Origin of the sequence: Nocardia sp. NPDC056611, assembly GCF_042792755.1 — a bacterium.
In the GTDB taxonomy this organism is placed as follows: Bacteria; Actinomycetota; Actinomycetes; order Mycobacteriales; family Mycobacteriaceae; genus Nocardia.
The window spans coordinates 1,141,476-1,154,865 of sequence record NZ_JBHTVV010000002.1; the positions used below are offsets into that span (position 1 = coordinate 1,141,476).

Here is a 13,390-nt window from a genome sequence, read left to right on the forward strand (position 1 = left end):
ACGCCACGAGATCACGGGAACGTGACGATCGTGATTAATCGGACGGTCTAGAGCACGCAGCTATTGCTGACAAGTTGCTGTTCGGCTTAGCGTCGAGTTCCGTCCGGATAAGTGGGGCGGGTCACACCCGGTCGGGGATCCGGTCAGCAAGGGATACGTCCATGAACCTTCATCAACTCTCCACCATTCGAGCCAGCCGTCCGCCGATCGACGTGCCCGATGAGATGCGGCCGGCGGCCCGCGTGCTGATCGTCGAGCAACATCCCGCGACCGCCGAGATGACTCTGCTGGTACTGGCCGCGGCCGGCTTCGACGCCGTGCACACGTCGACGGCCGCACAGGCGCTCACCGCCGTCGCCGGCTGGAAGCCGGATCTGGTGCTGACGGATCTGCTGTTGCCGGACCTTTCCGGACCCGAGTTCTGCCTGCGACTGCGGGCGACCTCGTCGGTGCCGATCCTGATCGTGACCACCGAAACCGATCCCGACCTCGTGGGCCTCGCGATCAGCGCGGGCGCGTCGGGCTATCTGCCCAAACCGTTCCGGACCGGCGAACTGCTGGATCGAATCCACACCGGTCTCGGGTTCTGACCGAGCGTATCGCCCGCCCGCTGAGCGGTGTGCCGTGATGCCGGGTATTCTCGCCGAGTATTCGAAATAGCGATGAACGCTTTCGAATAGTCGAAAGGAATCCGGTGGCTGTTCCGGCTGACTCGGGGTCGCCTCCCACGCAGCGGGTGGTGCGGATCGTGGCCGTCCTCGCCGCGCACCCGGGGCGATCGTTCTCGCTGAGCGAGCTGGCTCGCGCGGCCGAAATCACCACCGCCACATGCCATGCCATCCTGGTCAGCCTGGTGCGGTCCGGGTGGGTGACCCGGACCGACCTGACCTACGGCCTGGGACCGGCGATGCTCGCGATCGGCCGGGCCGCCGCGTCGGGGTATCCGATGGCGCGGGCGGCCGCCTCGGAATTGCCGTCCCTCGCCGCGACCACGGGATTCACCGCCGGGGTGTCGGTGCTGGACGGGGACTCGATCGTGCTGGTCGACGCCGTAGGCCCCGGTGCGGCGGAGTTGATCGGCCGCAGGGTTCCGTACGCGCCGCCGGTCGGGATGGTGTTCGCCGCGTTCGATCCCGCCGGGCACCAGGACTGGATGAACCGCTTGCCCGACACCACGAATTCCGTTGAGCGCGAGGAGCTCCGGCGCGCGCTGGAGGAGACCGCGCGGCGCGGGTTCGTCCTCGAACGCCTCACCCCGGCCGCCACGAAACTTCGTGACGTCCTGGCCGATATCGCCGGATCGTCGTCGCGTGCCGATGGCCGGTTGCGGGACGCGGTGTTGTCGCTGCTGGCCCGGCTCGGGCCCGCCGAGTATTTCCCCACCGCGCCCGACGGCGACGAATCGATCGATGTGACGGTGCTGGGCGTGCCCGTCTTCGGAGCGGACGGCTACGTCGACGCGCACCTCTGGCTGCATCCGGGCCGGGAGATGACGGGATCGCGCATCGCCACGGCCGTGGCGTCGTTGTCGAGCGCGGCCGCGCGGACCACGGCGGGATCGGGGTCGATCGAAAAAGGGAGAGTGTCTTGAGGATTGGGATCCTGGGTGCGGCGTCGATCGCGCCCACCGCGCTGATCGGACCCGCCGCGGTGGTGCCGGGGGTCGAGGTCACCGCGATCGCGGCCCGGGACCGCGCACGAGCGGAGGCATTCGCCCGCAAGCACGGGGTCGCGCAGGTATACGACTCCTACGCCGACCTGCTGAGCGCGGTGGACGCGGTCTACATTCCGCTGCCCAATGCGCTGCACGCGCAGTGGACGCTGCGGGCTCTGGCCGCGGGTCGGCATGTCCTGTGCGAGAAGCCGCTCACCGCCAATGCCGCGGAGGCCCGGCAGGTGGCCGAGGAAGCGCGGCGCACCGGGCTCACCGTCATGGAAGGCTTCCACTATCGGTATCACCCGCTGGCCGAGCGCATGCGGGAGATCGCCGCGACCGAGTTGGGCGCCATCCGGCGGGTGGAGAGCTCGATGTGCTTCCCGCTGCCCAAGTTCGGCGACATCCGCTACCGGCTGGACCTCGCGGGCGGGGCCACCATGGACGCGGGCTGCTACGCGATCCACAGCATGCGACTGTTCGATCCCGACCGCCCGGAGGTGACGGCCGCGCGGGCCCTGCTGCGTGGTCCCGGCGTGGATCGGGCCATGACCGCCGACTTCCGTTTCCCGTCCGGCGCGGTGGGCCGGATCAACGCGTCGATGTGGTCGCGTTCGCTGCTGCGGATCGGGCTGCGGGTCGAGGGTGAGCGCGGAACCATGAAGGTCCTCAATCACATACTGCCGCAGGCCTTCCACCGAGTGACGGTGACCGTCGACGGTGTCACCCGCCGCGAGCGGATCCCGGGTGAACCCACTTACGTCCGTCAGCTGCGCGCCTTCGCGAGCGCGGTGTCCGGCGCCGACACCAACCTCACACCGCCCGCGGACTCCGTCGTCACCATGGAACTGATCGACGATGTCTACCGGGCCGCCGGGCTACACCCGCGCGGCGCCGTCGGATGAGCAGTGGTGTCGGCTACCCCACCGGTAGTAGGTCGCTTCGGTGATCTGAAGGATCCGATACCCGAGGATGAACAGCATCGCCACCGGCGTCAGCGGCGCGGAGACGAGGCTCATGGGCGGACCTCCTGTACCGCGGCTTCGGCTCGAGCCTCGAGGATCGCGAGCAGGACCTTGCGGCACACGGACGTGCCCGACAGGTGTCCGGGGAGCGTCAGCACATGGCAGGCTCGGGCCCGCCGGCATTCGTGGACGAGGTCGATGAACACCGGGGGCAGGGTCGCGCCCTGCGGTCCCGGCTCGTGGAACACCGTGCCGAGCGCGTACCCGAGTGATCGGGCGGCGGCGCGCAGTAGCGTATCGCTGACACTCGGGTCGCGGTTGCTCAAGAGATCGTCGCGCACGTATCCGTAGGCGAGCGGCAGCAGAGCGGTCATCGAAGCAGCCGGTTCGGGCGGTCGGCGACGGTGACGACCGGAAATCCGTCCTCGCGGCGACTCTGCTGGAAGCGCACCCGCACCGGCCCGATGGAGACCAGCGGGATCTCGCCTTCGAGGGAGGTGTAGACCCAGGGGCCCTCGTCGAGCTCGACGATGGCGATGGTCAGCGGCGTCGACACGCCGTGCGGATCACCCGAGCGGTGCACCCTCCGCGAAGACACGATCGAACCGGACCCGGACGAGGGCACCCACTCGAGATCGGCGGACGCGCAGGCCGAACAGGCGCCGATCATCGGCCCGAACAGCTTGTCGCAGGTCGCGCATCGCCGGATCGCGAACATGTCTTCGTCGTCGCTGACACCCGCTGTGTGCTGGGCAATCGGTAGGGACATGGAACCGAACCTCCGTGGACCGGTGCTGGTGGATTTCGGTTCTCAGCATCGTCGGTCCGCACGGCTCGCGCGACGGTGGAATGGCCACTGGGTATACCTATTTTTGGGTCGCGTCCACGATCCACGCCGCGATCTGGGCGCGAGAGTTGAACCCGAGCTTGGCCAGGATGTGCTCGACGTGCGCGTCCACGGTGCGCTGGGCGATCACCAGCTGGGTCGCGATCTGCTTGTTGGTGAGCCCCTCGGCGACGAGGCCCGCCACCTGGCGTTCCCGTTTGGTCAGAGTCGTCGCGCGGGCGCGTGGCGTGTCGGCGGGGCGTTCTTCGTCCAGGGCGTAGGCGACCGCGGCGTTGACCCGCATCGCCTGCCCGCGTCGCCATGCCGTATCGAAGCGCGCGGCGCCGAGCGCGCCGCGCACCACCCGCTCGCAGTCGAGGTGGGCTTCGACCATCTGGGGGAAGTAGATCGCCACGCCGGGGGCGGTCCGCATCATGTTCGCCGCCGCGCCCATCAGCACGGCGGCTCGCTGGTCGTCGGCCCCGGCGGCGATCCACGCCAGCACTTCGAGATCGAGCGCCGCGACGAGCAGGCTGCGCACGCGCCGGTTGAGCCGCAGCGATTCCCGCAGCAGATCCCGTGCGCGGGAGCTCTCACCCTGGCGGTAGGCCGCGATCGCGGTCATTCCCAGAGCGGTCGATCGGAACAGCGACTCGCCGCACTCCTCGGTGATGGACAGGATCCGCTGATGGCACTCGGCGGCACGCTCGGCGTCGCCCTGCTGCGCGTACGCCACACCGAGCAACAGCAGCGCGGAAACGTGCAGGGATCCGCGCGGGTCGGAGCTCAGCACCTCGATGGCTCGATTGATACACGCCACCGCGCGCGGGGGCTCGTCGCGATAGAGCGCCAGATCTCCCTCCGCGTAGGCGATCAAGGCTTGATTCAGGGGTGTGGGATCGCGCTCGGCGAGCACCCGCCCGTGGGCGAGCAGGGCGGCCGCCGTCTCCAGGTCCCATTGCCGGGTGGCCATGAATATGCTGGCGTGCAGCGCCCGGACCTGGTCGGTGGTCGAATGCGCGCACGGATGGGCCAAGGCGCGCTCGAGCCAGCGGCGGCCTTCGCCGAACAGGCCGCGGAAGCTCCAGAACGTGAGGGACGCGGCGCTGATGCGCAGCCCCGCTTCGGCCGACTGTTCGGTCGGGTCGGACATGCAGAATTCGAGCGCTGCCCGAATGTTGCCCTGCTCGCGGTCGAGCCGGGCCATCCAGTCGCATTGCCGGTCGCTGATCCAGTCGTCCTCGGCGTCGAGCACCAGCTGCCGATACCAGTCGCGGTGCCCGCGCCGGAATTCCTCCTCCGCACCGGCCTCCCGCAGCTTGTCCTGCCCGTATTCCCGGACGGTGTCGAGCATCCGGAAGCGGACCGCGCCCTCGGGTTCCTCCCTGATCACCACCGATTTGTCCACCAGCGAGGACAGCACGTCGAGCAGCTCTGCCGCCTCGGCCTCGGCGCCGCACACCGACTCGACGGCTTCGAGTTCGAAACCGCCGGCGAACACCGACAATCGGGCCCACAGCCGCTGTTCGGCCGGGGCGCACAGCTCATAGCTCCAGTCGATGCACCACCGCAGGGCCTGCTGCCGTGTCGGCGCGGTCCGGTGGCCCCGGGTGAGCAGGGCGAACCGGTCGGTGAGCCGTTGCAGAATCTGGTCCGGCGACATAGTGCGCATTCGAGCCGCCGCGAGTTCGATCGCCAGGGGCAGACCGTCCAATCGGGCGCAGATACCGGCCACCGCGGCCTTGTTCTCCTCGGTCACCTCGAACCCGGGCACGACCGTGCCGGCGCGATCGGCGAACAGTGTCACGGCGTCGTACTTACGTAGCTGTCGCAGCGTCGGTTCGCGGCCGGCGGCGGGAACGCTCAGCGGCAGTAGCCGTTGCACCGCTTCGCCGCCGATATCCAGCGGCTCGCGGCTGGTGACCAGCATCCGCAGATCCGGGCACGCCGACAACAATGTCTCGGCCAGGTTGGCCATCGGCTTGGCGACCTGCTCGCAGTTGTCGACGACGAGCAGGGTTTCCCGGGATCGCAGATATTCGACGAGCGTGTCGTGGACCGGCCGTGCCGAATCGGCCCGCACACCCAGAGCGGCCGCGACGATGGGAGCCACCAGTGACGGGTCGCGCACATCGGCCAGGTCGATCGCCCACACCCCGTCGGCGAAATCGCGTTGCGCGGCCGAGGCCGCTCGCAGCGCCAGCCGGGTCTTGCCGACGCCGCCCATCCCGGCCAGAGTCACCAGCCTCGACACGGTGAGTTGGTGCTTGAGTGCGGTCAACTCGGCGCGCCGGTTGATGAAGCTGGTCAACTCGGGCAGCAGAGTGCGGTGGTGTCGCGTGGTTCGCGCCGCGGCGCCGTGTTGCTGTATCTGCCGGATGGTCGCGCCGAGCTCCGCCGCGGAGGGCCGTTGTTCGGGATCGCGGTGCATCGCCGCTTCCACGGCGGTGCACAGCTCGGCGGGGAAGCCGCGATCGCGCAGGTCCGGTGCCTTCGGCTCGGAGGCCGCATGCCCGGTCAGTGCCCAGAACAACGTGGCGCCGAGCCCGTGGATATCGGCGGCGAGAGTTGGTGCGCGTCCCTCGGCGGACGTTTCGGGGCCTCCGGGAACGCGCGCGATTCCGAAGTCGGTCAGGGCGGGTTCTCCGTGTTCGGGGAACAGGATGTTGCCGGGCCGCACATCTCCGTGCACGATGCCCAGTCGGTGCGCGCTCTCGAGTGCCCGGGCAATCCCGGCTCCGAGCTTCAGCACGTCATCGACAGGAAGCGGACCTCGCTGCCGGATCCGCGTATCCAGCGAGTCCACGGGGTGATACGGCTGGGCGAGATAAGGGCGCCCGCCGCTGGTGACACCGGCCGCCAGCACGGTGACGAGATTGGGATGCCCGGTCAGGCGGCCCAGCGCCTGCTGCTCCGACACGAACCGCGCCTGGCGCTCCTCGTCCAGGTTCTCGGTCAGGACCTTCACCGTGACCGTGCGATCCAGCCTCGGCTGCCGGCAGCGGTAGACCACATCGAAACCGCCGCTACCGATCTTTTCGGCGTTCTCGAAGCCGAGTTCGCGCAATTCCTCCGCTACCGTCAGGCTCATGTCGCGGGGGGTTCGGTTCGTCGCGTCGTCGATCATCGGCCGCGCGCAATCCTCACGGTATGGCTGCGAGCACGGGCCATGATCGACTCACCTTTCGACGGTGTCCAGCCTATCGCCGATGACAGGCAGACATGCAGCTATTCGGTGCAGGATCGGTGGTCTCGATCGTCTGTCGTTCACGGCTGCAGCGGTGAGCGGTGCGTGCTGTTGGCGACCGCCCAGCGCAGCGCGGCCCGGCGCATGGAGGACTCGTCGGCGTACCCCAGCAGTTGTGCCTGTTTGCCGCGGCTCAGCGGTCCGGTCGCCTGCGCCGCGCCGAGGCGGGCCGAGCGTGCCCGGTCCAGCTCCCGCCGCCAGGTCGTCCCGGCTTCGGCGAGCCGGCGTTGGAGGGTGCGCGGGCTGGTGGTGAGTCGCCGCGCGACCCGTTCCAAGGACGCGTCGCCCTCGTCGAGGGCGGCGGCGGCCGCCACGGCGACCCGTTCGGGCCACGCGGAGATCAGCGGCGGGGGAGGCGGCAGCGCGTCCGCCAGGGGTTGCAGGACGGCGGCGAGGACCGGGTCGGCGGTGGTGAGCGGCAGGGCCAGGTCGGACGGGCGGAAGGTCATCGCGTCGATGTCCGCGCCGAATTCGATGGTGGCGTCGCCGAATACGTCCCGGTAAGCATCGAGCCGCCGAGGTGCGTTGCGGCGCACGGTGACTCGCACGGGGTCCACGGGGGCGTCGACGACGCGGCGGGCCCGGGTCAGCACGGCGGCCAAACCCCACAGCTGGGTGTGGTCACGGGTCGCGTCGGCCCCGTCGACCATGTCCAGGCGCAGTGTCGGTCCGCGGTCGTCGTCGACGAGGGTGAAATTGTGATTGGTGGTGACGGCGCTGACATAGGGGCCGCAGGTCGCCAATCCGGCGCCCAAGGTCGGTGCGCTGGTGAACAAATAGTCGTAGAGGCCCGTTGCACGGAGCTGGTACCGGCTCGCGACACGCAACGCCACGTCCGGGTCGTCGAGCATCCTCGCCCCGGTCTCCCACAGTCGCCAGAAGGTTTCGCTGGGAACGTGGACGCCGCCGCCGGTCATGTCCACTCCGGCACACCGGATTCCTGGATCAGCCGCGTGCGGTCGAGTCCCATGGAGGTCAGCTGGGAGAGCACAAACTGGTGCAGCAGAGTCAGATCAGTGCGCAATGCCCCTCCTACGCATCGTCGTCCCCCGGTCGATGGGTGGATCGTAGACGCGGCGGCGATCCGGAACCAGCACCGGGTGGGGCCGCGAACCGGGTGCGACGGTCGGCGACCACACCCCGCTATCGGTGGTGGGCGGGGCCGCGTTAGGGCGGTGTTCCAGCGGAAGATCGGCCGGTGGGCGGTCCGGCGTGGTGTCGCCGCTTGATAGATTCGATCGCGTGACGTCGTCGACCACTCAGCCGTATCATCACGGCGACCTGCCCTCGGCGCTGTTGCGTGCGGCGGTCGAGCTGCTGGAGGAGAACGGCGCCGCCGACCTGTCCTTGCGTGCCGTGGCCCGACGTGCCGGTGTGTCGACCGCCGCGCCCTACCGCCATTTCGCGGACCGCGAAGCCCTGCTGTCCGCGGTCGCCGCCGTCGGATACCGCGATCTGGCAAGCCGTTTGGCCGCCGTGCATCCCGCGCCGGTGACGCCGGAGGATCTGGCCCTGATCGCCGTCGCGTACGTGCGGTTCGCCTTGGATCGGCCGGGGTTGTTCCGGGTGATGTTCGCCGATCCGTGTGATCCGACGAGTCCGGAGCGGGTGGCGGCCACCGAGGCGATCCACGAGTACGTGGAGAACATTGTGCGGCAGGCGTTTCCGGCGTCGGATCCGGAGGCCATGGCCACCGCGGTGTGGGCGCTGGTCCACGGCCTGGCGTTCCTGCACCTGGACGGCAAGTTCGAGGCGATCTCCGACACGGCTGTCGCCGAACGTATTCGCGCCGCGGTCTTCGCGGTGCTCGGCGCGTCGAGCCAGGTCTCGAACACGCCTCACGCCAACTGACCTCCACAACCGGTCGGGGTCGCCGACCGGCGAGAATGAATGTTGACACTGTTCACACCCTTGGTAATGTTAGCGCCGCTAACTCGACACAAGGGGTGCGCTATGAACAAGAACACGGTGGCAGACCGCGGAGCCAAGCTGATGAACTTCGCACACCGGCTCGTCCTCACGGTCAGCGGAAACAAGCTGCTGGCCAATCCGTTCGGAATGCCGGTGGTCGAATTGCACACGATCGGAAGGAAATCGGGGCAACCGCGGTCGTGCTATCTGACGGCCCCCGTGCACGATCCGAACCGGATCGTCCTGGTCGCCTCGAAAGGCGGTGACGACCGAAATCCCGACTGGTACCGCAACCTGCGGGCCAACCCCGACGCCGAGGTCGTGATCTACGGGCGACGGCGAAAAGTGCACGCGCACACCGCCGACGCCGAGGAGCGGGCGGTCCTCTGGCCGCAGATCACCTCGGCGTACCAGGGTTATGCGAACTATCAGCAGCGGACCGCCCGCGAGATTCCGGTCGTGGTCTGCGCGTTCCGGGACTGAGACGGGTGGGCGGGTCGATTCACCGGACGCCGAAGCGCTTCATCACCTTCAGCCACGTGGTGAGAATGCCCGCCCACGCTCGGTACGGCACGGCGGCCGGCGGGGTGAATCCCATGACGCGCTGGTGGGCGACGGTTTGCGCTTCGGTGTATTTGAGAATGCCCTCCGCCCCGTGACGTCGTCCGAGCCCGGAGTCGCCCACCCCGCCCATCGGAGCGTCGATGCTGCCCCAGGCGGCGGCGAACGCATCATTGACGTTGACCGTCCCCGCGTGCAGGCGGGCCGCGACGGCCCGGCCCTTGGCACCATCGCGAGTCCACACACTGGCATTGAGACCGTAGGGAGTGGCGTTGGCCCGCTCGACCGCATCGTCGAGACTGTCGAACGAGTAGATCGACACGACCGGGCCGAAGGTCTCGTGCGCGCAGAGCGTCATGTCGGGCGTGACATCGGTGAGAATCGTCGGCTCGAAGAACAGCGGACCCAGATCGGGTCGCGCCCGGCCGCCCGCCAGCACCGTTGCGCCCTTGGCCACCGCGTCGTCGACGTGCGCGGTGACGGTCTCCAGTTGGGAGACCGTCGTCAGCGATCCGACGTCGCGGCTGAAGTCGTAGGCCGCGCCGGTGCTCAGCGTGCGTGTGCGGGCGACGAAGGCCGCGACGAATTCCGCGCGGATCGATTCGGCGACGTAGAGACGCTCGACCGAGACGCAGAGCTGACCCGCCGACGGGAAGCAGGCATCGACCGCGCCGGCGGCGGCCCGATCGATATCGGCGTCGTCGAGGACCAGCATGGCGTTCTTGCCGCCCAGTTCCAGGGATGCCCCGATGAGCCGCTCACCGGCGTCGCGCGCGATGCGGCGGCCGCTGGCCGTCGAGCCGGTGAACATGATGTAGTCGGCGTTGTCCATCAGTGCGTCGCCGATATCGCTGCCCCGCCCGACCACCATCTGCCACACGTCGTCGGGCAGGCCGGCCTCACGCATCAGGTCCAGCGCCCACAGCGCGGTGAGCGCGGTCTGGGTGTCGGGTTTCTGGACCACCGCGTTGCCCGCCAGCAGCGCCGGGATCGCATCGCTCGCCGCCATGCTGAGCGGATAGTTCCACGGGGAGATCACGGCGACAACGCCTTTGGGGTGGCGCAGTTCGGTGGTGTGGGTCAGCAGCGGGATCGCGCCGCGGCGGCGGGTGGGCGCGAGCAGCCCCGCGGCGCGCCGCGCGTAATAGCGGGCGGCGATCGCGACGTCGACGACTTCGAGGAAGGCGTCGCGCCGAGTTTTGCCGCTTTCGGCCTGCATCAGATCCAGCACCTCGCGCTGACGTTCGAGCAGCAGATCGTGGAAGCGCAGCATGATCGCCTTGCGGTCACGGAAAGACGTTGCCGCCCAACGCTTCTGCGCGGCCCGCGCGCGGGCGAACGCGGCTTCGACGTCGGTGTTCGTCGACACCGGCAGATCGGTCAAGGGGGCGCCCGTGTACGGGATCGTCTTGGTGACCGCGGCGGCGCCGGGCGCTGCGGTGACCCGGGTGGCCAGTCGGGAGATGAGCTCGGCGGTCGATGCCGGGGCGGGGGACCGGTGGCCGGTGCCACCGGCTGCGCGGGTGGGCGAGGCGTACTCGATGGTCATGCCGCTGCTCCGAGGGTGGGGACCGAGGTCGGGACCGGCATGTGGAGGGCGAGTTGGCCTTCGGTCATGACATCGAGCCGGATGGTCCGGAACGGTGCGAGTGAGCGCAGGTCCGTCGCCATGCGGCCGGTCCCGAGTTCGAGGTCGATACCGCGCGGCAGCAGGGAGCTTCCGGCCGCCAGGGTGTTGGTCTGGCTCAGCGTCGAGTGCCACGCCCCATCGATCCGGGTGTAGGAGGTGAGCGACGAGACCTGTGCACCGGTGCGATGGGTGGTCTGCGCGGGTGTCGGCGCCGACAGGGCGATATCGGTGCCGCCGTCGTCGTTCGCCACCCGGGCGGTGGCCCGGTCGGCCCGGATGTCGATGTCGATGTCGGTGACCCACTTGGGGAATCCGTAGCCGTCGTGGCCGCGCACCTGGGCGACCTCACTGCTGACCGGGAGTGACAGCACGTACGAGTGGAGATGGTCGCCGGCGAGTCCGGCGAGCAGGTCCACGGTGCCGAGGCGTCCGTGCCGTGCCGGGCGGACCGCGATGCCGACCGCGGCCTCGGTGTAGAAGTCGATATCGCACACGTCGTAGCGGAACACCATCAGCGAGACGATCCCGATGCCGGGCACGACCTCGAGCGGTGCGAGCTCGCGGGGGAGCCGGCCGCGGATGGTGCGGGTGCGGGCGAGCATCACCAGCCGGGCGGTCGAGATGCGGTAGTAGAAGTTCGGGGTGAGCGTCTTGCCGATCCGGGAGTCGACCTCGGTCTTGGGCATCCGGCGGAAGAAATCCACGCTGCTCACCCGTGTATCCGCCGCGATGGCGTCGAGGTCGGGTCGCATCCGGTAGGTGTCGTACAGGCCGCCTTCGGGGACAGTGACGACGCGGCCGTCGAGGGCGACCTTGACTGTGTTCTGAGAGGTCGATGGCATGTTTCCGGGTTCCTCGCTCTAATGTATGCGCTGTTAACATCAGGCTAGGAGTGAATGTAAGCGGTGTCAACACGTCTGCTCAGGCGAAGAACTCCCGCAGTGCCGCGGCCACCACGGCGGCGTCGTGGGGATGGTGGAACTGCCCCGGCAGGGTGATTGTGCGCGCATCCGGGAGCGTCGCCTGGAGTAGTTCGACGCTCTCGGTGCCGTAGGGGTCGGTGAGCCCGCCCGCGAGCAGGAGGGCGGGGACATCGATGGCCGACCAGGGGGTGATGTCGGCGTTCATGGCGGTCAGGCATTCGAGGTCGGCCACCAGGCCCGAGGCTCGGAAGGCCAGGCCGTCGGCGAGGGGCTGCAAGGCCGCGCGGGGCGGGGTGGGTTCGACAATGGCGGTGAAGAATTCGATGATCGCGTCCGCGGGGCGCGAGGCGGCCATGTGGTCGCGGATCGTTGCGAGGGTCGACGTCAGCGGGGGACCGGCGAGGGACACCGGGGGCTCGTAGAGCGCTAGGCCGCGGACCATCGACTGATCCCGGTGGAGCGCATGCAGAGCGACCAGGCCGCCCGCGGAATGCCCGAAGACGAAGGCGTGGTCGTCCAGGGTCGCGAGCACCGCTGCCAGGTCGGCGGCCTGGGCGGTGAATTCGGCGGGGCGCGGGCCGTTTCCGCTCTCGCCGTATTCTCGCCGTTCGACCACGAGGACCCGGTAGGCCGGGGCCAGCAATTCCGCCAGCTGGAAATAGAAGTCGAGGGTGACCAGCGCGCCGGGGACGATAACCAGGGCCGGGCCGTCGCCTCGGGAGTGGAAGACGATGCGGGTGCCGTCCGCCGATTCTACGGCTTCTCTGTATTGCGACATATATCGATGGTGACAGATATCCGCCATCACATCGGCTGGTGGACAGGAGAATTCGCCGCCCGTAGTGCTGTATCGGGTGGGTGGCTAATTGTGGGCACGAGCCCGCGGGAGGTCGGCCGGCGGCGCGCCGGAGGCGGTGGAGGGTGCGGAATATGGGGTGTGACGGTGGATTTGCTGATTGTGAATTGATATTGGAGTTTCGTCCTTATTTCGCCATGCGCTCCGCCTAAGATCTCTAGGGCATCAGGCAATTGCTCGATGTAGAGCAGTTTTTCGCTCAGGAGGTGCGGAATGCTGGAAGCCAATTGGTGGATCCGGTCGCGACCACTGTTGATTGCGAGTGCTTTGCCGTTCGCCGTGCTACTCGGCACCGGAGTCGCCTCGGCGGCACCGGAGGCCGACGCGCCGCCGCCCGCCGCGCTACCGGCGCCACCGGATTGGATGATGAACGGCCAACTACCCGCGATCGATCTACCCGCGATCGACGCGGCGGAGCCGCTGCCGGGCGTGGATCCGGAGTTCGTGGGTTCGCTGTGCGCGTCCATTCCGGTCGACGCGCAGCGGTGCGGTGTCACCGTGGTCGACGCGGGTGTCGGCGCGGCGATCGGGGCGGGGATCGGGGTGGGCGTGTCCGCGCCGCTGGCGATCGCCACCGGACTGGTCGGCGCCGGTCTCGGATTCGTCGCCGGAATCCCGTTCCTGCCTACCGGTTTGGTGGTCGGACCGCTCGTCGGGGCGGCTGTCGGCGTGGCCGTCGTGGCCGGGCCCGCGGCCGTGCTGGGCGCGGCGTTGGGGGCGTCGGTCGGGGCGATCGTGGGCCTCACGACGCCGCTGCCGGTGGACGCGCCGGTCGACGACGGGACCGGCGTATCCACCGCTCTGGACTAACGACCAT

At 69.0% G+C, this 13,390-nt stretch carries 14 protein-coding genes; 6 read left to right on the plus strand and 8 right to left on the minus strand.

Going from position 1 to position 13,390, the window contains the following annotated elements; translation table 11 throughout:
* The first annotated feature begins 161 nt into the window (after positions 1 to 161).
* The 3 genes from ACFRAQ_RS13935 (at position 162) to ACFRAQ_RS13945 (ending at position 2,559) form a co-directional block, all read left to right on the plus strand.
* The gene (locus ACFRAQ_RS13935; protein WP_379098823.1) at positions 162 to 590 is read left to right on the plus strand and encodes a PleD family two-component system response regulator; all 429 of its coding nucleotides are present in this window, start codon (positions 162 to 164) and stop codon (positions 588 to 590) included.
* A 104-nt stretch (positions 591 to 694) separates the two neighbouring features.
* Entirely contained in the window at positions 695 to 1,591 is an 897-nt protein-coding gene (locus tag ACFRAQ_RS13940) for an IclR family transcriptional regulator (RefSeq protein WP_379098825.1), read from the plus strand.
* Positions 1,588 to 2,559, plus strand: coding sequence for a Gfo/Idh/MocA family protein (locus ACFRAQ_RS13945; protein ID WP_379098828.1), 972 nt, complete (start codon positions 1,588 to 1,590; stop codon positions 2,557 to 2,559). The genes ACFRAQ_RS13940 and ACFRAQ_RS13945 overlap by 4 nt, the downstream gene beginning before the upstream one ends.
* On the opposite strand, the gene ACFRAQ_RS13950 is transcribed toward ACFRAQ_RS13945, so the two are convergent.
* From ACFRAQ_RS13950 to ACFRAQ_RS13970, 5 genes are all read right to left on the minus strand, one after another.
* A complete protein-coding gene (locus tag ACFRAQ_RS13950; RefSeq protein ID WP_379098831.1) occupies positions 2,533 to 2,673 on the minus strand; it encodes a hypothetical protein in 141 nt (46 codons plus the stop codon). The two genes, ACFRAQ_RS13945 and ACFRAQ_RS13950, sit on opposite strands and share 27 nt — an antisense overlap.
* On the minus strand, positions 2,670 to 2,993 hold the full coding sequence (locus ACFRAQ_RS13955) for a hypothetical protein (RefSeq protein ID WP_379098834.1): 324 nt from the start codon (positions 2,991 to 2,993) through the stop codon (positions 2,670 to 2,672). The genes ACFRAQ_RS13950 and ACFRAQ_RS13955 overlap by 4 nt, the downstream gene beginning before the upstream one ends.
* Positions 2,990 to 3,388 carry a Zn-ribbon domain-containing OB-fold protein gene (locus ACFRAQ_RS13960; protein WP_379098836.1) on the minus strand — a complete coding sequence of 133 codons (399 nt, stop codon included), beginning with the start codon at positions 3,386 to 3,388 and terminating at the stop codon, positions 2,990 to 2,992. Before ACFRAQ_RS13960 ends, ACFRAQ_RS13955 begins: the two co-directional genes overlap by 4 nt.
* 97 nt (positions 3,389 to 3,485) lie before the next feature.
* The gene (locus ACFRAQ_RS13965) at positions 3,486 to 6,536 is read right to left on the minus strand and encodes a LuxR C-terminal-related transcriptional regulator (RefSeq protein ID WP_379098839.1); all 3,051 of its coding nucleotides are present in this window, start codon (positions 6,534 to 6,536) and stop codon (positions 3,486 to 3,488) included.
* 176 nt (positions 6,537 to 6,712) lie between these two features.
* Positions 6,713 to 7,609, minus strand: coding sequence for an AraC family transcriptional regulator ligand-binding domain-containing protein (locus tag ACFRAQ_RS13970; protein ID WP_379098842.1), 897 nt, complete (start codon positions 7,607 to 7,609; stop codon positions 6,713 to 6,715).
* Between the two features lie 325 nt (positions 7,610 to 7,934).
* On the opposite strand from ACFRAQ_RS13970, the gene ACFRAQ_RS13975 reads away from it, so the two are divergent.
* Both ACFRAQ_RS13975 and ACFRAQ_RS13980 read left to right on the plus strand, forming a co-directional pair.
* Positions 7,935 to 8,543 carry a TetR/AcrR family transcriptional regulator gene (locus ACFRAQ_RS13975; RefSeq protein ID WP_379098845.1) on the plus strand — a complete coding sequence of 203 codons (609 nt, stop codon included), beginning with the start codon at positions 7,935 to 7,937 and terminating at the stop codon, positions 8,541 to 8,543.
* 102 nt (positions 8,544 to 8,645) lie between these two features.
* Positions 8,646 to 9,086 carry a nitroreductase family deazaflavin-dependent oxidoreductase gene (locus ACFRAQ_RS13980; RefSeq protein ID WP_379098848.1) on the plus strand — a complete coding sequence of 147 codons (441 nt, stop codon included), beginning with the start codon at positions 8,646 to 8,648 and terminating at the stop codon, positions 9,084 to 9,086.
* Between the two features lie 19 nt (positions 9,087 to 9,105).
* On the opposite strand, the gene ACFRAQ_RS13985 is transcribed toward ACFRAQ_RS13980, so the two are convergent.
* The 3 genes from ACFRAQ_RS13985 to ACFRAQ_RS13995 form a co-directional block, all read right to left on the minus strand.
* Positions 9,106 to 10,713 (minus strand): succinic semialdehyde dehydrogenase, encoded by a 1,608-nt coding sequence (locus ACFRAQ_RS13985; RefSeq protein WP_379098851.1) that lies wholly within the window; start codon positions 10,711 to 10,713, stop codon positions 9,106 to 9,108.
* Positions 10,710 to 11,636 (minus strand): acetoacetate decarboxylase family protein, encoded by a 927-nt coding sequence (locus ACFRAQ_RS13990; protein WP_379098854.1) that lies wholly within the window; start codon positions 11,634 to 11,636, stop codon positions 10,710 to 10,712. Before ACFRAQ_RS13990 ends, ACFRAQ_RS13985 begins: the two co-directional genes overlap by 4 nt.
* Positions 11,637 to 11,715: 79 nt before the next feature.
* Entirely contained in the window at positions 11,716 to 12,495 is a 780-nt protein-coding gene (locus ACFRAQ_RS13995; protein WP_379098857.1) for an alpha/beta fold hydrolase, read from the minus strand.
* Between the two features lie 291 nt (positions 12,496 to 12,786).
* Here ACFRAQ_RS13995 and ACFRAQ_RS14000 point away from each other — a divergent pair, with 291 nt between their 5' ends.
* Positions 12,787 to 13,383, plus strand: a complete 597-nt coding sequence (locus ACFRAQ_RS14000; protein ID WP_379098861.1) for a hypothetical protein — start codon at positions 12,787 to 12,789, stop codon at positions 13,381 to 13,383.
* Positions 13,384 to 13,390 lie beyond the last annotated feature (7 nt).

Coding starts and splice junctions, on each gene's coding strand:
- ACFRAQ_RS13935 (WP_379098823.1), top strand. CDS start 162: ATGAACCTTCATCAACTCTCCACCATTCGAGCCAGCCGTCCGCCGATC.
- ACFRAQ_RS13950 (WP_379098831.1), bottom strand. CDS start 2,673: ATGAGCCTCGTCTCCGCGCCGCTGACGCCGGTGGCGATGCTGTTCATC.
- ACFRAQ_RS13955 (WP_379098834.1), bottom strand. CDS start 2,993: ATGACCGCTCTGCTGCCGCTCGCCTACGGATACGTGCGCGACGATCTC.
- ACFRAQ_RS13960 (WP_379098836.1), bottom strand. CDS start 3,388: ATGTCCCTACCGATTGCCCAGCACACAGCGGGTGTCAGCGACGACGAA.
- ACFRAQ_RS13965 (WP_379098839.1), bottom strand. CDS start 6,536: ATGAGCCTGACGGTAGCGGAGGAATTGCGCGAACTCGGCTTCGAGAAC.
- ACFRAQ_RS13970 (WP_379098842.1), bottom strand. CDS start 7,609: ATGACCGGCGGCGGCGTCCACGTTCCCAGCGAAACCTTCTGGCGACTG.
- ACFRAQ_RS13980 (WP_379098848.1), top strand. CDS start 8,646: ATGAACAAGAACACGGTGGCAGACCGCGGAGCCAAGCTGATGAACTTC.
- ACFRAQ_RS13985 (WP_379098851.1), bottom strand. CDS start 10,713: ATGACCATCGAGTACGCCTCGCCCACCCGCGCAGCCGGTGGCACCGGC.
- ACFRAQ_RS13990 (WP_379098854.1), bottom strand. CDS start 11,636: ATGCCATCGACCTCTCAGAACACAGTCAAGGTCGCCCTCGACGGCCGC.
- ACFRAQ_RS13995 (WP_379098857.1), bottom strand. CDS start 12,495: ATGTCGCAATACAGAGAAGCCGTAGAATCGGCGGACGGCACCCGCATC.
- ACFRAQ_RS14000 (WP_379098861.1), top strand. CDS start 12,787: ATGCTGGAAGCCAATTGGTGGATCCGGTCGCGACCACTGTTGATTGCG.